The 17929-nt window shown below is 57.3% G+C and carries 15 protein-coding genes and 3 pseudogenes; 7 read left to right on the forward strand and 11 right to left on the reverse strand.

The annotated features are described in order from the left end of the window. Window positions 1–263, forward strand: a 263-nt coding sequence (locus tag JWS10_RS10075; RefSeq protein ID WP_299506944.1) for a hypothetical protein, incomplete at its 5' end; no start/stop codon positions are given. Between the two features lie 432 nt (window positions 264–695). On the opposite strand, the gene JWS10_RS21255 is transcribed toward JWS10_RS10075, so the two are convergent. The 8 genes from JWS10_RS21255 to JWS10_RS10110 all read right to left on the reverse strand — a co-directional run bounded on the left by JWS10_RS21255 (window position 696) and on the right by JWS10_RS10110 (window position 8567). Next, on the reverse strand, window positions 696–947 hold the full coding sequence (locus tag JWS10_RS21255) for an amidase family protein (RefSeq protein ID WP_366943532.1): 252 nt from the start codon (window positions 945–947) through the stop codon (window positions 696–698). Beyond that, a complete protein-coding gene (locus JWS10_RS10080; protein WP_299506946.1) occupies window positions 944–2125 on the reverse strand; it encodes an amidase in 1182 nt (393 codons plus the stop codon). Before JWS10_RS10080 ends, JWS10_RS21255 begins: the two co-directional genes overlap by 4 nt. 679 nt (window positions 2126–2804) lie before the next feature. Continuing rightward, complete coding sequence (locus JWS10_RS10085) at window positions 2805–3026, reverse strand: hypothetical protein (protein WP_299506948.1); 222 nt, start codon at window positions 3024–3026, stop codon at window positions 2805–2807. Window positions 3027–3367: 341 nt separating this feature from the next. After that, window positions 3368–4492: an amidohydrolase family protein gene (locus JWS10_RS10090; RefSeq protein ID WP_299506950.1), complete on the reverse strand. Its 1125-nt coding sequence runs from the start codon at window positions 4490–4492 to the stop codon at window positions 3368–3370. Between the two features lies 1 nt (window position 4493). Beyond that, window positions 4494–5417, reverse strand: coding sequence for an ROK family protein (locus tag JWS10_RS10095; RefSeq protein ID WP_299506952.1), 924 nt, complete (start codon window positions 5415–5417; stop codon window positions 4494–4496). Beyond that, complete coding sequence (locus JWS10_RS10100; RefSeq protein ID WP_299506954.1) at window positions 5414–6553, reverse strand: SIS domain-containing protein; 1140 nt, start codon at window positions 6551–6553, stop codon at window positions 5414–5416. The genes JWS10_RS10095 and JWS10_RS10100 overlap by 4 nt, the downstream gene beginning before the upstream one ends. Window position 6554: 1 nt before the next feature. After that, a complete protein-coding gene (locus JWS10_RS10105) occupies window positions 6555–7409 on the reverse strand; it encodes a transcriptional regulator (RefSeq protein WP_299506956.1) in 855 nt (284 codons plus the stop codon). Window positions 7410–7475: 66 nt separating this feature from the next. Further along, a complete protein-coding gene (locus tag JWS10_RS10110; RefSeq protein WP_299506958.1) occupies window positions 7476–8567 on the reverse strand; it encodes an ABC transporter ATP-binding protein in 1092 nt (363 codons plus the stop codon). Between the two features lie 346 nt (window positions 8568–8913). Here JWS10_RS10110 and JWS10_RS10115 point away from each other — a divergent pair, with 346 nt between their 5' ends. From JWS10_RS10115 to JWS10_RS10130, 4 genes are all read left to right on the forward strand, one after another. After that, a complete protein-coding gene (locus tag JWS10_RS10115) occupies window positions 8914–10074 on the forward strand; it encodes an extracellular solute-binding protein (RefSeq protein WP_299506961.1) in 1161 nt (386 codons plus the stop codon). An 85-nt stretch (window positions 10075–10159) separates the two neighbouring features. Further along, complete coding sequence (locus JWS10_RS10120; RefSeq protein WP_299506963.1) at window positions 10160–11041, forward strand: carbohydrate ABC transporter permease; 882 nt, start codon at window positions 10160–10162, stop codon at window positions 11039–11041. Between the two features lies 1 nt (window position 11042). Then, window positions 11043–11885, forward strand: coding sequence for a carbohydrate ABC transporter permease (locus tag JWS10_RS10125; RefSeq protein ID WP_299506965.1), 843 nt, complete (start codon window positions 11043–11045; stop codon window positions 11883–11885). A gap of 40 nt (window positions 11886–11925) precedes the next feature. Beyond that, complete coding sequence (locus JWS10_RS10130; RefSeq protein ID WP_299506967.1) at window positions 11926–13242, forward strand: class II D-tagatose-bisphosphate aldolase, non-catalytic subunit; 1317 nt, start codon at window positions 11926–11928, stop codon at window positions 13240–13242. A gap of 461 nt (window positions 13243–13703) precedes the next feature. Here JWS10_RS10130 and JWS10_RS10135 read toward each other — a convergent pair. The 3 pseudogenes from JWS10_RS10135 to JWS10_RS10145 all read right to left on the reverse strand — a co-directional run. Next, window positions 13704–14469 (reverse strand): annotated as a pseudogene (locus tag JWS10_RS10135) (ABC transporter ATP-binding protein). A gap of 10 nt (window positions 14470–14479) precedes the next feature. Beyond that, window positions 14480–15494: pseudogene (locus JWS10_RS10140) on the reverse strand (iron ABC transporter permease); the annotation flags it as partial. A gap of 8 nt (window positions 15495–15502) precedes the next feature. Further along, window positions 15503–15850: pseudogene (locus tag JWS10_RS10145) on the reverse strand (ABC transporter substrate-binding protein); the annotation flags it as partial. 1034 nt (window positions 15851–16884) lie between these two features. Between JWS10_RS10145 and JWS10_RS10150 the strand changes: the two are divergent. Both JWS10_RS10150 and JWS10_RS10155 read left to right on the forward strand, forming a co-directional pair. Next, entirely contained in the window at window positions 16885–17361 is a 477-nt protein-coding gene (locus tag JWS10_RS10150) for a MarR family transcriptional regulator (protein ID WP_299506970.1), read from the forward strand. Next, the coding region (locus JWS10_RS10155; RefSeq protein WP_299506971.1) for an MFS transporter at window positions 17358–17929 on the forward strand (572 nt) is incomplete at its 3' end. The genes JWS10_RS10150 and JWS10_RS10155, both read left to right, overlap by 4 nt.

Genomic DNA, 17929 nt, shown 5'->3' on the forward strand with positions numbered 1-17929 from the left:
TGGTTTCCAACAGCGCTGCCCCGCTTTGCTCGAATGAGATCGAAGCTGAAGTTCAGCACCTGCTTGACGAGAAAAACTCTGAATATGATTGCGGCGCGCCGCTTGATCTCGAAATTTCGATCGGAAACCCGATTCACCCGGATAGCAATGACATCGCAGATTTACCCAAGTGGCTTGAACGCGCCATCGCCCGCGCCGAAACCCGGGCTGTAGCAAAACTTGGTAGGTCTTCCACGGTGAATATCCGCCGGTGCGGGCCTTAGTCCGCAGGTGCTTGGGAAAGAACTCATACGTTTTCGTCCCGGGCAGATACCCCGTATTTGCCCCTTCCTTGTGGCCAGTGGTATTTGAAAACAGTTTGTCCCGCCACCGGCAAGGCGTTGACTGTTTCAGCGGCGAAGCCTGCACTCAGAAGCAAGATGAGTGTAGAAAGGTCCAAAATGCTATCCTCCTTTGGCTGCCTTATGGGATCAATTGCTGGCCTCGGTCTGGCCCGCAAGCCAAAATGACCTCTGACTTCAATGGAAGGCGCCGCGATAAACGGAGTCAGCAGATCACCATTCGCAATTCCGACGCCCCATGTCTGTCAAAGTCAGGGAGCCGGTGCCCTCCTTCGCGCCAGTTGCCAAGAGTGCCGACAGAGGCGAGGACATGCCTGCGGGGGTGTACGCGCTAAGGTTCGCGCTTCGGTATTGTCAGAATGGTAACCCTTTCCATCCTATGGCGTCTTCAATCGCTTTAGACACCCGCAAGACAAGCACATCATCGCCCGTCTGACCAGATATCTGAACGGCGACGGGCAATCCAGAATGGGTCAAAGAAACCGGCAACACGGCAGACGGTTGCCCGGCCAGGTTTGCAGGCACTGCAAAAGGCGCGAAGCTGTATCCTCGCTCAACCCACCGATCGAGGTCTGAGCCACAAGCCGCATAGGTCAGACTGTTCAATGGTGCGGGTCCTCACTCAATGCGGGTGTCAGAACGAGGTCAATCCCATCCATCGAACGCCCGATAGCATGCGCTACCGCGGTCATTTTTATGCGGGCGTCAAGCAGACCAAGCGCCGAAAGCTGCTTTGCACGGTCCAAGAACGCCCATGTCATTGGCTCTAGCTCATCGTGTTCTGGCTGGCGCCCGAGTTCGCGCGCTCGCTCTTCTACCAAGTGCAGCACGTCGACGGTCCAGAGCGCGTCGAACCAAGGGCCGGATTGTGCTTCGACAGGAAAAGCGTAGGGCAGCACAACATGTCCCATCGATTCCAGCATCAGCGCCACCTTTTCAGCGGCGGCCACCTGCGCCGCGCCAGCAGACCGGTCATGCGCGTCCCTGGTGCAAAGCCCGATCCGCAGCGGCGCAACTGCACCTTCTAACGCCGCGAGGTAGCCACCCGCGCGCGGTTGACGCCCGATCCGTGTGCCCTGGTCCGGTCCCGCCGTTAGATCAAGCGCCGCCGCGCTGTCGCGGACAGTTCGAGTGAGCACATGGTCTGCGTCAAGACCACCCGCGATTTCCTCCCACCACGGGCCCAGCGGATTCAATCCGACCGAGGGTTTGAAGCCGAACACGCCGCAACAGGCGGCTGGGATTCGGATTGACCCGCCAAGATCTGTCCCATGCGCGATGGGGACCATTCCGCTAGCAACAGCTGCCCCAGCGCCGCCGCTGGACCCGCCCACTGTCACCTTTTCATCCCAAGGGTTTCGGCATGGCCCATACGCCAGAGGCTCGGTGGTAAAATCCCCAGCAAATTCCGGAGTATTCGTCGTACCCAGAACCACAAGCCCACCGGCGCGCCAGCGGCGAACCATCGTGCTGTCCCCTTTGGGTTGCGCTGTTGCGAAAAATCGCGAAGCAAAGCGGGTCGGCAGCACCGAAGAATAAAGGTTTACGTCCTTTAGCAGGAACGGCACACCCCAAAGCGGCCCCGTTTGTTCGGGAGGGTGCTGATCCATCGCATCTGCTTCGGTTATGGCCGCATCAAATCTTTCCGCAACAACAGCATTGAACCCCGGGTTTTGCCTTTCGATAGAAGCAATCGCAGCCTCGGTCGCCTCTCGCACCGAAATATTGCGCTTGGCAATCTGCGCGGCGAGGTTCAGGGCATCAGAATAGTTTAATTTGGTCATAGGTTTTGTGCGATCTGAAATGGGATATTTGGCGTTCAAGTAGGATTTTCCAGCCTCACTTTGCACCAATATACGCCGCGGCGAAAGATGGTGCGTACCCGACCTCGTTCGCCACCGAAGCGGCCGCAATCACACCATGTCGTTTCTGTCCCGGCCCCCTGGCCTGTCCGCATCCAAGGTTAGCTTGGCCAAACTCCGTGACAAAACCTTAGCAGTTTTGCGAGGATTTTGAAATTTTGCGAAGTATCTGTAGATTGATCTCAGACCATGCCCTGCCGCAAAAAAGCAACTCATGGCAAAATGTCACTTTTGCCATGAGTGGGTCTGTGTAAGTTTAGTTGCAAAATGTGTCTCGGATTTTCGGAACTGTGCTGCCCTTTTGGGAGCCACCCTGATTTTCTCTCGGTTAAAATGGTTGCCAGTCATTCTTGGCGATATCGGGCGTGATTGCGGCGGTGGACGGTCAAGGTGGTCTCGGTCGCGCAATCCATCAACAGCGGCTTTGCCATGATGGCGCTAGTTAGTCAGAGCATATTCAGATATCAGCTAAAATACTTGGTGCTTGTTGGGGAGATCGCGGATCGAATGGGCCGCTTCACCGTGTTTCCCAATCGGTGGCCCTTTGTTTCATGGCAGCCGAGGAAGCCAGACTTGAGCAACCGATCCGACGCTTCTGCGGCTACCAGCCGCGCATGATCGGCCAGTCGGCGGTTATAGTACTGCCGTCTGAAGCAACGGCTGAAAAATACTGATGCATTGCCACCGTGGCACAGGCGTGGACCGGAAGGATACGGACTCTCGCACCAATCGGAATGTTTGGCAGGGTTTCGGCCCGGCCTCGCGCTCGATGAGCCCGGCGCGTTCGACAGTCGCCATCCGTGAAGGGGTAGAAATCGCGCACTCAACCGCACGCAAGGGCGGTTTGTCAGCGACGTCCGACACGTGGAAACAGGAAATCGAGTTCACCAATCCCGTCGATGTTTACAGCAGCAGTTGGTACCCCGGGATCGACTATGCGGCCCCTCGCATCCCGCGTTTTATATAGAAAGATTTTTTCGAAGTGCAGCGCGGAATTCGCTTTACCGTCATATGAGTCTCTAAATAGAAGGCCTCCTGCACATATGAGGAGCCAGCGTTTCGCAAGCAATATCTCGTCGGGCTATCCATATTGTTTTTGGAACTGGGTGACATCCCGGCTATGGCAAGCTGTCGCGCCAGACTTATTGTGATCTGATATTGTCGTTAGGTCTGCGTCCCGCGCATCCACACACCCTGCAGGGACAGATCCCGTTGCCCAAGCATGACGAAACTTGCGCTCATCCCGGGCGATAACCTGCCCAAATCCCGTAACCCCAGATAGTCGGCCTGACGGGTCGCACAGAGTTCGGAGGCAAAGCCAGGCGAGAGTCCCAGCGAGACGAGGTTGCGATACGCGTCCAGCATCGTGATTGCGCTGCCAGCCAGCGATGTTCCGTCTTCGGTCATCACCATCAGACCAGTCTTAATCACAGCACTATCGTCACTGCTTGCGTAACGGCCATCCGGCAACCCCGCCGAAGCAGTGGCGTCGGTGATGGCGAAGAGCCGAGGGATAGCACGAATTGCGGCCAGCATCATCGTGCGGTTAACATGGATGAGATCCGAGATCAGTTCAGCATACTGACCATGCGCCAGAGCATAGGCCGCCACGCCAGCATCGCGGTGGTGCGCGCCGGACATGCCGTTGAAAAGGTGGGTAAAACCGACCATACCGCAGCCAAACGCCTCGGCAAGAAGCTCCGGTGTGGCGAGGCTATGGCCAACCTGAACACGGCAGCCGGTCGCGCTGAAGGCCGAAATCAGCTCCATTCCGCCAGTCATTTCGGGGGCGATTGTGGCCACCCGAAGTCTGCAAAGCTTTGTCCAACGAGCGACCAGATCAAGATCAGGCAGAATTGTCTGGTTGCTTTGCGCACCAAGTTTGCCCGGATTTATGAATGGGCCCTCAAGGTGAGCGCCCAATACTGTTGCCTCATTGGGCGCAGGTTTTGCCTGAATGTGTGAGATATCGGCGAGTGCCGCCTCAATCACTGAGATAGGAGCGGTCGAGGTTGTGGGTGCCAGAGCGACGGTCCCATGTTGGGTGTGATACCGAATAAACGCTCGGATTCCTTCCTCGCCATCGGTGTAGTCGGTGCCGTTTCCGCCATGGATATGCAGATCTATGAAGCCCGGAATGATGAGCGGCAAATCGTTATCTTCGGTGCGAAGGCAGGGCTTGGCAGCGATGGCACCAATCTTCGGCCCATCCAGCACGATCCTGCCGCGCATCCAACCAGCGGGCGTCAGGATGTTGGCTTCGGGAGAATGGCTGAGGCCGCTGATCATTTCATATCTTCCTTGTTGCTGAGGTGAGGTTCAGGGCATGCAGCATCGCTGCCCCCCGGACTCCGCTGGCATCACCGAAACGCGCTACGGAAAGCTGTGGCAGCGGCAGGCCCTGCATGAGCGTTTTTTGCATTTGTGAGTCGAGGATACTTGTGATGTCGGGGATCTTCGACAGACCGCCACCCAAAACGATCTGGTCGGGGTCGATGCTGGCCTGAATTGTCAAAAGCAACTCGCAAACCAATTCGCTCCACAGCGCCAAAGCGGCCGCTGGACGCGGCTCTCCTGCGGCGGCGCGGGCGGCGATCTCTTCGGCCGGGATATCAAGTCCGGCGATGCTTTGACCCAAAATGCGCAAGCCAGGGCCGGAAACCAGCGTCTCGTAGCAACCGACGCGGCCGCATTTGCAGATAAGAACTGGAAGACGCTCCGCAAAACTGACGGGAATGCCAAGATGGCCAATCTCACCGGGTAGTCCGGCCAGACCCCGCACCAAGCGACCGTTGAGGCACACGCCGCCGCCACAGCCCGTGCCAAGGATGAGCCCGAACACTGTTTCCGCACCATCGCCTGCACCGCCATTCGCTTCCGACAACGCAAAGCATTTGCAGTCATTCTCGGTCGCAATGGCGGCATTCAATCGTTGTTCTAATACTTGCGGAAGGGATTTGTCAGTGCCGGGCAGGTTTGTGGCCAACAGCCTGCCCGTTCCCTTTTCGACAAAGCCTGGCACCCCTATGCCAAGCTTCAGATCTTGGGTGCCAGCTTGGGCACAAGCCCAATGATATTGGTCCACCAAGCCATCAATCATGTCGTCGAACGAGGCTATTGGCGTGGCGATGCGGCGACGCACCAGCGGCATCAGATCATCGTCGAATAAACAGGCCTCGATCTTGGTTCCGCCCAGATCAATCCCGACGATCACGTCGTCACCTTGGGCTGGTAGGGGTAAAGGGTCACGCCGGCAACGACGCGGGAGAGATTTCCCTCGGCAAAGGGGTTGTCTACATTGAATCCAAGGCGATCCGACCACCAGACAGCCAGAAGCTGTGCCGCAAGCACATAAAGCACCCCACGCCAAATATCCTCCTCCGCACCTTTGACGGTAATGTCGGAGTCGCAGCCCTCTGGCCCGAGCGTTGCCGCCACGCTCGCGCCAAACTGACATCGGAGTTCTTCGGCACCATCCACCTCATATTGGCGGGTGTGAGGATCGCTGGACAGGAAGGAAAAGACTTGCGCCTCGGCATCAAGAATGGCCTTCGGTCCGTGGCGAAAGCCCATGGCGGTTTCCCAATAGGCGGGGATACGGCCGTGGGTCAGTTCCAGCACCTTCAGCGCCGCCTCTCGTGCGAAGGCTGTCAGCACGCCGGAACCCAGAAAAACCGTACGTGAAGGACAGGGCGCAGCATCATCCATGCGCAAAAGCATATCAGAGATCACATCCTCGGCGCCTGCCGCCAGCGATGTGATCCGTGCCTCCAGCGATGCAGCCAAGCTGGGCGAAAGGCAGACGAGGGCGGAGATCAGCATCGTTGTGTAGCTGGAGGTCATCGCAAACCCCGCATCGTTGGTTTCAGGCGGCAACAGAACGACGCTGCGTCTGCCCAAACCCTTTGATTTCCGTTGCGCCAAGGCACCCTGCGGATTGCAGGTGAAATGCAGCTGATCGGCGCGGGGCATATGCGTGTCCAGAAGATCCAGCAGCCCCAGCGTCTCGGGGCTGTCACCGCTGCGCCCGAAGGATACTACCAGTATTGTCGTATGGGGTCGCAGATAGGAGCCGGGGCTGGCCACCAGATCGGTCGTCGCAATAGCGCGATAACGTAAAGGGTGCGGCGCACGGTTCAAATGTGCGGCCAGCGCCTCGCCAATATAGGCAGAGGTGCCAGCGCCGCACAGCCAAATTTCGTCATAGGCAGTGGGGATGAACCAAGCCGCAATCTCGGATGCGTAAATCTCCAACGGTTTCGCCCAATCCCGCCAGATGCGCGGTTGGGCGACGATCTCACGGTAGGTTATCCAGCGGGAAAGTCGGTCAGAAGGATCGGCGGCGGCCATGTTACACCTCTTGGACAGGGGCGGGGGCGATGATGACGGTCACGCCATGGCCCCGCAAAGTGGAAACAACCTCACCCGGAACGGCCCAGTCGGTCACGACCGTATCTATCCGGTCGATGGCGCAAAAGCGGTGCAGGCTGGTGGTGCGGAACTTCGAGGAATCGACCAGCACAACCACGCGCTTGCTAACGCCCGCCATCGCCGCTCCCTGATGCGCTTCATCCTCGTTGAAGGTGCTGAGGCCTTCTTCGGCATCGAAATTGTCCGCGCCGAAATAAACGGTATCAAAACGCATATTGGCCAAGGATTGCTCCAGCATTCGTCCGGTCAGCGCGCGGGCGTCAAAGCGGACGACGCCGCCGGGCATAATCACCGAATGCTGGCGACACCCCCAAAGCGTCTCCACAATATTGAGGCCCGCTGTCAAGATAGTCAGGCCCGAGGCTGCCCGCAGATGGCCCGCAAAAATCTGCAGGGTGGAGCCGGAATCAAGAATAACGGTGCGGTCTGTGGCGATCAAGTCAAGCGCAACAGCGGCGATGGCCTTCTTCTTGTCGGTGTTAACGTTGGCCTTGTCGGCCATGCTGGGCTCTAGAAACGGCCTGACCTGAGTCGAGCTGTTTGCCACCAACGACATGGCCAGCGCGATGCGAAAATCAGGCACGCCGTTGAAGCCATAATGGCGGCAGAACCGCACCACCGAGGGCTGGCTGACCTCGGCCGCTACCGCGATTTCTTGCACGGATCCAGCCATGAACCGCGCCGGATCGGCCAGCAGCACATCCGCGACAAGCCCGAACGCGCGTGACAATTCGCCCCTGCCTTCTGTGATCCGCGCGATGAGCGGCGCCTCCATGCTGTGTTCCTTCTGGTTTGCGCCGCGCTCCGATCTGGTCGGCTGGGCCAAAGAAATAGATATGTGTTACGCTAAAAGGCCTGAGACGTTGTTGCCTTGTGTGTCGAACAGGATCGCCCGCTCCGGGTCCAATGCGACGTGGCAGAGATCGCCCACCTGCACCTTGGCTTGTCCCGTCAGCCGGACCGTCAGACCACAGCCATCCCCCAAACGGCTGTGAACGATTGTCTCATTCCCCAGATGCTCGACAACTTCCACGGTGACGGGAAGCCCCTTGTCGGCAAGGCGAAGATCTTCTGGCCGGATCCCAAGTTCAAGCTGTGCATCGGCGGCAATGGGGTGATGCGACTGAACCTTTGCGGTGCCCCCAGAAAGAGCAAGCTGCACGTCTCCACCCTCCTGCGTCCAACCAGTCACCCGCACGAAATTGATCGGAGGCTGGCCGAGGAAACCGGCAACAAACTTGTTGCGGGGGCGGTTGAACAGCTCCAGAGGCGAGCCGCATTGCTCGATCTGTCCGGCGTTCATCACGACGATCCGGTTGGCCAGCGTCATGCCTTCGACCTGATCATGCGTTACATATATCATCGTATTACCCAACTGGGCATGGAGGCGGGCCAGTTCTACCCGCATTTCTGCACGCAGGGCTGCATCAAGGTTGGAAAGCGGCTCATCGAACAGGAAGAACTTTGGTTTGCGGGCCAATGCTCGGCCGATCGCCACCCGCTGACGCTGCCCGCCGGACAAGGTCTTGGGTTTGCGGGGTAACAGGTGTTCGATCTGCAAAAGGCTAGCGATTTCCGAGACCCGCGCTGCGATCTCGGCCTTCGGTGCCTTGGCGATCCGCAATCCAAAGCCAATATTTTCGGCCGCTGTCATATGCGGGTAAAGCGCATAAGATTGAAAGACCATCGCAAGTCCGCGCTCGACAGGTGCGGCGTCTGTGATGTCCACGCCGTCCACTGTCAGCTTGCCGCCAGTGATCGGTTCCAGTCCCGCGATGCAGCGCAGCAAGGTGGATTTTCCACAACCCGACGGGCCGACCAGCACGACAAATTCACCTGTCTCGATGGTGAGGCTGACGTCTTTGATCACACTCATCGACCCGAAGGACTTACTGACATTCTCTAACCGGAGTTCGCCCACATTCATCTCCATTCAGAGTCGCCGTTAATTGGAAGATGATACCGATAAATGTAATTTTGCAACATGATTTGTGGCTTACCTCATTGTATTTAGATCTTTGCCACTTTTTCGGGCTTCTACAGAGGAAATCATCACCTTTTCGGTTGCGATCTGTCAAAGAAGTTGCCCGATAAGAAATTTTGTTACATATTTTTGAAGCGAATCATCATGAGCCGCCATCAAGGACGTCGCTCTATATTTAACAGCGAGGATTGAAATGTTACGGTCTTCCCGATCCATCTTCTCCTCCATGCTAGCGGGCTGCGCCCTTGCTGTCATGGCACCTCAGGCTCAGGCATCCGAACTTGTGTTCTGGTCCATGTGGAACGAACCCGAACCGCAGGCCGTCGCCCTGCGCGCCATCATGGACGCCTACACAGCTGCACACCCTGAAACCACGTTCAGTGCGGTCTGGAACGGGCGCGCCAATCAGACAAAACTGCGCTCTGCCCTTCAAGCCGGGACCAAAGTTGACCTGATGGATCAAGATGGCGATCAGTTGATCGGGGGTTTGCAAAAGCAGGGACTTGCCCTGCAACTCGATGGTCTGGTTAAGGCAGATTTCGGGGCATCGCTGCTGCCCGGCGTCTTCGACATATATGCCTCCGAGGGTAAGCATTATCAGGTACCTTACGTCTATAATTCGGTCAATTTCTGGTACAATAAAGAAATTCTGGAGGAAGCCGGGGCGCAGGAACCTGCAACTTTTGACGAACTGCTGGCCATGTGCGATGCGGTGCGCAAGTTGGATAAATACGCGCTGGTGGTCGATAATGATGATACCTATGCGCTGTATTACTTCTCTTATCTACTGGAACGTAAGCTGGGCGTGAATGCGCTGGTCACAACGTTCGAGGACAAGACGGGAGAAAGCTGGCTGAAGCCAGAGGTGCTGAAGGCCGCTCAGATGGCGCAATCCCTGTGGGGGCGGTGCATTCCCGATGACGCGCGCGGTTTCCAGTATCCGGCGGGTCAGCAAACAGTGGCACTTGGCGATTCCATGGGAAACCTGAACGGCTCTTGGCTGCCTGCAGAACTGTCCAGTTCGGCCGGTGAAGACTTCCCTTGGGGTGCATTCAACTTCCCATCGGTCGAGGGTGGCAAGGGTAAGCAAACCGATCTGCAAGTCGCGCTGTTGTCGATGATCGCCTTGGAAAGCTCTGAACACAAAGAGGAAGCGGTCGATTTTCTTGAGTTCCTCGTCAGCGAGGAAGCCCAGAAGATTATAGTCGAGCAGGGCAGCGTCGGCAGCACCCGTGCAGGCGTTGCATGGCCCGCGATCCTAGAGGAGGCATACCAAGCCGCCACTAACGCAACCGCAATCAGTAATATCTACGGCGGCGTCGGCATCAACTACCCAGACTTCTATACTACGATCCTAGCGCCTGAGCAGAACAAAATGTTCATGGGGCAGACCGAAGCCAAAGCTTTTGTCGAGGCCATGGCAGCAGATACCAAAAAATATTGGGAAGCCAAGTAGCCTCCCCCCTGATCTGATCCCCGGACGAAGCTGAAGCCTCGTCCGGGGATTTCGCCGCGATATGCAATTTCTGAAGGAGACCTTCATGCGACGCCGGATGGTTATCATCTTCCTCGCTCCGGCCGTGCTGCTGTATCTTTTCTTCGTGCTCGCACCCGCAGCAGCCTCATTTTATCTCAGCCTTTTCCAGACTTCAGGTTTTGGCGAGACGCCGCGCTGGGTGGGTTTCGGCAATTATATCAAGCTGTTTTCGGATCCGGTGTTCTGGCTCAGCATCACCAACATGGCGCTGATCCTTACGGTAGGTGGCGTGGCCATCTTCGGGCTTGCCTTCCTGTTCACCATTCTAATCAACTCGGGGATCTGGGGCAAAAAGCTGTTCCGGGCGCTGATCTTCATGCCGAATGTCATCGCGGTCGTTGCGCTGTCGACTTTTTGGTCGTTTATTTACATGCCGCGCTACGGGATGTTGTCCAATATCTTCAAATACATCGGTTTCGATCAGGCGGCAGCTATCTCATGGACCGCGCCGGAAAACATCATCTGGTCCATGCTGATCGGACTTGTCTGGATCTCCACCGGCTTTTTCACCATCCTGATCCTTGCCGGGGCCGACAAAATACCGACCGACATGTATGAGGCGGCGCGGATTGAGGGGGCTGGACCCGTTCAGATGTTCCGCATGATCACGGTGCCAATGATTTGGGACGTGATCGCCATCACCATGGTCCTCTGGGTGATTGAGGCGATCAAGATGATGGAGTTCCCCTTCGCTTTTGGCGGCCCAACGCCCGTTCAAAGTCTGCTCACTCCCTCGATTTACTTATTCATCATGGGATTTGGATTCCGCCAGCCCGTCTATGAACTTGGCTATGCCACAGCCATTGGGGTCTGCATGTTCCTGTTCACTGTCGTGGCGGTCCTGATCTTGACTTGGGCCACCAGACGCGACCGCGTGGAGTTCTGAAATGCGACCTTCCACTCATCAACGTATTCATCGCGGCATCGCTTGGGTCATCCTTGGCGGGTGGGGTGGCTTCACAGTATTCTTGGTGCTGTGGGTCATAATGGCCTCGCTTAAATCCACCCGCAGCCTGTTTGGAAAGCCGTTCGAGTTTCCCTCCGCCCCGGCCTTCGTGAACTATTCCAAGGTTTGGGTTACAAGCCATTTCGGCGAGTATTTTCTCAATAGCCTTATGGTTGTGACAGCCTCTGTGATCGGTCTGCTGGTTGTGGCGCTGCCTGCGGCATATGTGCTGAGCCGGGGCAAGTTTCGCGGCCGTAAGGCGCTGCTGAATTTTTTCATCTTCGGCATGGGCATCCCGATCCCACTTTTGTTTATCCCGCTTGTGGTGATGCTTAGCGAGATCGGTCTGATCGACAGCTTGACCGGGCTGACGCTGGTTTATCTGTCGGTATCTCTGCCGTTCACCATCTATGTGTTGCAGGGCTTCTTTTCCTCACTCCCCTCGGACCTTGAATCAGCTGCGGTGATCGACGGATGCAATGACTGGCAGGTGTTCTGGCACGTGATGCTACCGCTTGCGGCACCGGGGGCGGCGACCGTTGCGATCCTGAATTTTGTGGGGCTGTGGAACGAATATCAGATCTCGCTTGTGCTGATCAATGCGCAGGAAAAAAGGACATTATCGCTGGGGATTTACTCCCTGATGACCTCAATGCAGTATTCAGGGGGCAACTGGCCGGGGCTGTTTGCCGGGGTCACGATCGTCATGGTTCCGACGATCCTAATCTACATTTTCCTGTCCGACCGGATGATCAGTGGCATCACCATGGGCGGGGTCAAATGATGTCCCGTGCCTTTCAGACTCAACGCACGGAGCGCATGAAGTGACCGACAAGTTGCGGGACATTATCGCGCGCAACCGCGCGGGCCAACGCGTCGCGCTGCCCTCGGTCTGTTCGGCCCATCCAGATGTGCTGTTGGCCTCGGCGCGGCTGGCCGCCAGTCTTGGCGCGCCGCTGGCGATTGAGGCGACCAGCAATCAGGTCAATCAGTTTGGTGGTTACACCGGCATGCGACCAGCGGATTTCGTCGCGTATCTGCGGAAAATTTGTGACAGGGCTGGGTTGGATTTTGGCAATGTCGTCCTAGGCGGTGATCACCTTGGACCGCAGGTTTGGCGCAACCTGCCGGCGGCGGTAGCGATGGGCCACGCGGCTGAATTGATGCGGCTATTCGTTGAGGCACGCTTCACGAAAATTCATCTCGATTGCTCTGAGGGGTGTGCAGGCGAACCAGCACAAGTTTCCAACATGATAAGCGCCGAGCGGAGTGCAGCGTTGATGGACATTTGTGAGCGCTTCGCCCCGGATCGAGAAGCTTTGTCATACATCGTCGGAACCGAAGTGCCGCCTCCCGGTGGCGCGCGTGCCGAGGAGGCTGATGCAGCGGTCGTTCCCACCCGGCCGGAAAATGCGTTGGCTACGCTGCTGGCACAGCGAGAGGCAATCGTTGCAAAGGTTTCAGCTCGAGCATGGTCTCGGGTGGTGGCGCTGGTCGTGCAGCCGGGGTTGGAATTCTCAGGAGACCACATCCACGCGTTCGATACAGACTTGCCATCTGATCTATCAGGCGCCCTTCATGATTTTCCAAACATGACCTTTGAAGCGCATTCGACTGACTATCAACGCGCCGAGGTTTACCCCGCCTTGGCGGCGCGGCATTTTGCCGTGCTCAAGGTGGGCCCGGCGCTGACATTTGCCTATCGGCAGGCGGTTTACGCGCTGGACATGATGGCGGATTGGTATGACGGTAGACCGGCTTCGCTGCGCGACCGAATGGAGCGGCTGATGGTCGACGATCCGACCCAGTGGCAGCGGCACTATCATGGAAACGGAGCCGAGTTGCGGCGTCTGCGCCATTTCGGTTTCGCCGACCGCATCCGCTATTATTGGGATCGCCCCGAAGCGCGTTCTGCGGTGGCGGCTCTGTTGGAATTTCTTCGGGGTAAGCCGAAGCAGCCTTGCCTGCTTTCCCAGTTTTTCGCGCAATCGACGATCGATCGTGCGATTGAAATGCAAGATATGAAAACCAGCTGGCCAGACGCTCTAATTCAAGCGCAGATCCAAGAGGCACTTTTACCCTACTTTGCAACGCACAACAGCCCTGCAAAGAACTGTTTGCCCAAGGCGCGATCAGCGTAAGAGATTTCAAGCCAACGTCATCCAAGTAACCCCAACCAGCTTGTGCTTCAAAGTGGGATCGGATCCCGCATTCGATGCCAGATTGAAGCGATACGTCGTACGGCCAATACTGTCATCGAAAAGCGGTGTGCCAACCTTTCGATTTGATCTGCGACTGTATTGTTGTTCGTGACGTTTTTCATGCGTGGCGTGATTGGTAGTCCATCTCGAGCCTCATGCAACGAGACGCCCACATCTGAGCAAGGATGGGCTTTGCGGTAACCATGGCGCTGCCTTGATTGCCAATGGCTAAAGAAGCGCCTCCAAAAGGTTTAGCACGCGTGTCGCTTGGTCTTCTTCAGGCTGAAGGGGCTTCCTCGAAATCAGCCGTTCGCCGTCCCATTGGAGCTCTGGGGACAGGCGCCCCATGACATCTGCGTAGTCCTGTCCAACATCCGTCTCTGGAGGAAAGGTTTCATAGCTTAGTCCTCCAGACAGTGGAAACGAAACAAGGTGGCGTCGTCCATCGGATCGCGCAGCGCCGACGCCGTGACGCGGAAAATGCTGGCGAGGCGCGCAGGCGTTAGCAACTCGTGCGGGGGGCCGCAGGCGATAAGGCGGCCGGCGTCCATCACTCCCAGCCGATCACAGCCCATCGCTTGGTTAACATCGTGAAGTGCCACGATCACCGTCACCGGAAGCCGATTCACCAACCGCAGCAAAGACAGTTGATGGTGGATATCGAGATGGTTGGTCGGCTCGTCCAGCAACATCAGTTGCGGACGTTGTGCCAAGGCACGCGCAATATGCACGCGCTGGCGCTCGCCTCCCGACAGGGTTGCCCAGCTTTGAGCAGCCATGTGTTCCATTCGCACCGCCGCCAAAGCCCGATCGACGATAGCGCGATCCTGCGTCGAGAATGGATGCAATGCAGAAAGCCACGGGGTGCGGCAGCTCAATGGCGTCGCGCACGGTCAGGGCCTCCGTCGTTTCGGCCTGCTGCTCGACAAAGGCCACCCGACGCGCGATCTCGCGGCGTTGCAGGTTGCGCAGCGGCGTGTCGTTGAGCCGGACCTCACCCGAGGCGCGCGGCAACAGACCCGCCATCAGCCTTAGCAACGTGGATTTGCCAGAGCCGTCCGGGCCGATCAGGCCGAAGGTTTCTCCTGCGTGAATATCAACGGTAACGCCTTCGACAATGCTGCGAGTGCCGGCTTTCCAGCCAAGGTCTTGCGCCGACAGCCTCATGTCCGACCTCGCTGCGGATCAGCATGATCGCGAAACCGGGCGCTCCCACAAGGCTGTCACTACCCCCGATTGGCACGACTTGACCGGGTATTAACGTCCGCGAGGTGATGTCGGCAGCGATCAGAAACAGCGCGCCTGCCAAGGCAGACGCCGGGATCAGCGCACCATGCCGCACCCCTACCACAAATCGGGTGGCGTGCGGGATCACCAATCGGACAAAGCCGATAGAGCCGACGAGGCTGACCATCACCGCCGTCATCAGTGTGGTCATGCCGGTCAGCACTACCTGCACCCGGCGCACAGCAACGCCTAAGGCCGAGGTGGAATCCGTGCCAAATGAAAACGCATCCAGCGCTCGCATGTGCAACACGCATACCATAAAGCCTAGGGCAGACGCAGGCACCGCAAGCGCCACATCCGGCCAGCGCACGCCGGACAGATTGCCGAGCAGCCAGTACATGATGCCGCGCCTGTTCGGCATTGACCGATTTGGCGATGAAAAAAGAGGTCAGCGCGTTGAACAGCTGCGATCCGGCAATGCCCGCCAATACAAGTTGCGCTGAGCCGCCGCCTGCTGCTCGTGCCAAGGCTGCGACTATCAGAAAGGCCAAGGTCGCGCCGCCAAAAGCCCCCGCAGAAATCCCGATCACGCCGCCGCCCAAGCCCAGAATCGTCATCGCGACCGCACCCGTGGAAGCTCCTGCAGATACCCCCAGCAAATAGGGATCGGCCAGCGAGTTGCGCACCAAGGCCTGCAACACCACGCCCGAAAGTGCCAGACCTGCGCCACAACCCGCCGCGACAAGCGTGCGTGGCAGGCGGCAGTTCCAGATGATCCCTGCGTCCACCGGATCAACCACATGGCCCGCATTCCAAATATTGTTCGCAAACACCGCCGCCACCGTATGAAACGGCAGCGGGGTCTTGCCAATGAAAACCCCGGCAAGGATCGCCACACTCAACACCGCAAGCCCGAATATCCCTGTCCAAATGTGGGAATGCAGCCGGACGGACAGGCTTGCCACTTGGGTAATTTCAGATTGAACGCAGGCAAAGCGTCGGCCAGCGTTTCCAATGCCGAGACGTTGCGGATCGACGGGTCCATCGCATGAGCACCCAGAATGATGATCCGGTCATTTTTGACAGCATCCAAGTGGCTGGTCACCGGGTCAGACTTCAGGAAGGCGATCTTTTTCTCATAATCGTCCGCCTCAAACCGCCGCCGATCCATCCGGGCTATGACGATCACGCTGGGGTTGGCCCGGGCAATGGTTTCCCAGCTAACCGTTGGCCATTCCTCATCGCTTTCGACGACATTCTTCCGGCTAAGTGCTGCCATCATGTAGCCGGGCGGGCCTTTGCGGCCAGCAACATAGGGATCGATGTGCTGTTTATGGACAAAGTCAATATGGCATCGGTGTCATAACAAATTTATGCCAATAACCCTCACAAATTGGTAAAGTTATTGCTTTTGACAACCAAGATACTCACTCGAAGTGGTATCGGCAGCATTGTATTCGTTCACGCTCGTCGTTGATGGTATCTGATATAGATGTGACCTTGAGCGACTCTTTCACGCTCCTCAGCCGTTAGGCTGAGAACCGCGATGCCAAGTTCGCCGTCGGCTTTAATATTGGGTCCATCTGAGCGGCGCGTGGTGAATGTCACTGTGACTGTCTTGCGACTAAAAACAGCTTCGAGATCATCTCGCTCCGTTTAAGTGAACCAAGGCTAATATTTAGACGCACTTCTGATCCATTTGCCCGGTTTCGTCGACATCGGGCAGGGCAGTGCTATGCCCAGGATAAGGCGGCAAGCGTTCGTACGCTGCATCGCACGAGCCTACCGATACCACATGCCGAGAGGTCGCAAAACCAAAGGTGCCGCACCCCATCATTGCGGGACTTCTGACTCTCGAAAGTGCGTAGAACCCACCACTTGGAGAAACCCTGGCCAAAAATCTGACATTGCGGCAAGGCGAGTACGCTCTCGACCCTGGATGTATCGCCGCGCACGGCTTTTTCGCCCGGAATGACCATGGCGGCTACCTGATCGAAGCAGGCGGAATGGCCGCCACAGCATTCCTCTTCGAGCTGATAGCTAGGCTTCAGACCTTGGCAACCGTGCCGATGATAGACCTACGGGCGTACTCACAATGGCTCAAATCCTGAGGCTCTCTATAGCCATACGGGCCAGCCATCGGCTGATGATCCGCATGCTGCTGATCGGTTACTGTGCCATATCTTCAAACCCTTTCAACGCGCGTTACGATCAGGAACGGTCGCCATCGCCGACGTAGAGGCGGAACGCACACTTTCACACCCTACATCTTTTGCTGCCCTGAGAGACGGCCTGCGGCTTGACAAGTCGGGCGGCGCATATATATATAGGGCCCTATATTATAGGGAGCTAACCATGATCGATGGCGACGACTTTCTTCTCCGCGAGATGGGGAGGGTCACTCGCGGTTTGACCGCTTTGTTCCACGCTAAAATGGGCATCATCGGCCTTACAGCGTCGCGAGCGCGGGTGTTGCTTTTTCTCCATGGGAGGTCGAACCCAGTGGGCCAGTCAGAAATCGCGTCGTTTCTGCAGGTTGAGCCCCCAACTGCGGTGAAAATCATCGATGGACTGGAAGTGCTTGGCTATGTTGCGCGGCTACCGGATCCCTCGGATCGACGCGCCAAGCTGATCTTGCTCACGCCCGATGGCATTCCGATGGCGAAAGCCGCTTTAGAGGTGACCGAACAACTGGCACCTGCCTTACTAGCGGGCATCAGTGGGCAAGACCTGCGCGTTGCGGAGCGCGTGCTGGGAATCATTTCGAAAAATTTTGCTGAACTCTCTTCGAAAACATCCACAGCGCCCCAATTTCGCGAGGCGGCGGCATGAACAGGATAGACAACGTAGCCGGGTTAGCCTTGTCCGCTATTGATAAGCTTGAGGACAAAAAACCGGCTGCTGCGTCCCAGTATATCGTCGAGTCTGCAACCGATGAAGAAGCGCCGATCCAGCAGCCAGCGCCTGCAGCACCCGATTTCTCGCCCATGCCGGCGTGGCGGGCAGCGATTTACGCGGGAAGCTCGATTTTTCTCGGTATTACTCAGGGACTCGGTGTGAATCTCGTCACCGCAAATCTTTCAAACCTGCAGGCTCAGCTATCGGCCACGCAGTTGGAGATGGGCTGGCTTTCTGCAGCGTATTTCGCGACCAACATTGCGGGCACCATCTTAATGTTCAAGGTGCGCACGCAGTTTGGCCTGCGCGGCTTCGCTGAGGTCGGGATACTCGTATTCGTGGCTGCAGTGATCGCTCACCTGTTCACGAACGATTTGCACTCTGCGGTTCTGGTGCGTGCAATAATGGGGGTTGCGGCCGCGCCGCTCAGTACCCTTGCCTTCTACTACATGCTGGAATGGCTGCCGCCGGCCCGGAAGATGAGCATCGGGATCTGCTTTGG

It is taken from the genome of Cypionkella sp. (assembly GCF_028290025.1).
Taxonomy (GTDB): Bacteria; Pseudomonadota; Alphaproteobacteria; order Rhodobacterales; family Rhodobacteraceae; genus Cypionkella.

Bases quoted from the DNA above. Each gene is read 5' to 3' on its own strand.
- JWS10_RS10090 (WP_299506950.1), bottom strand. From the start codon at position 4,492: ATGATCAGCGGCCTCAGCCATTCTCCCGAAGCCAACATCCTGACGCCC.
- JWS10_RS10100 (WP_299506954.1), bottom strand. From the start codon at position 6,553: ATGGCCGCCGCCGATCCTTCTGACCGACTTTCCCGCTGGATAACCTAC.
- JWS10_RS10120 (WP_299506963.1), top strand. From the start codon at position 10,160: ATGCGACGCCGGATGGTTATCATCTTCCTCGCTCCGGCCGTGCTGCTG.
- JWS10_RS10105 (WP_299506956.1), bottom strand. From the start codon at position 7,409: ATGGAGGCGCCGCTCATCGCGCGGATCACAGAAGGCAGGGGCGAATTG.
- JWS10_RS10150 (WP_299506970.1), top strand. From the start codon at position 16,885: ATGATCGATGGCGACGACTTTCTTCTCCGCGAGATGGGGAGGGTCACT.
- JWS10_RS10110 (WP_299506958.1), bottom strand. From the start codon at position 8,567: ATGGAGATGAATGTGGGCGAACTCCGGTTAGAGAATGTCAGTAAGTCC.
- JWS10_RS10080 (WP_299506946.1), bottom strand. From the start codon at position 2,125: ATGACCAAATTAAACTATTCTGATGCCCTGAACCTCGCCGCGCAGATT.
- JWS10_RS10115 (WP_299506961.1), top strand. From the start codon at position 8,914: ATGTGGAACGAACCCGAACCGCAGGCCGTCGCCCTGCGCGCCATCATG.
- JWS10_RS10125 (WP_299506965.1), top strand. From the start codon at position 11,043: ATGCGACCTTCCACTCATCAACGTATTCATCGCGGCATCGCTTGGGTC.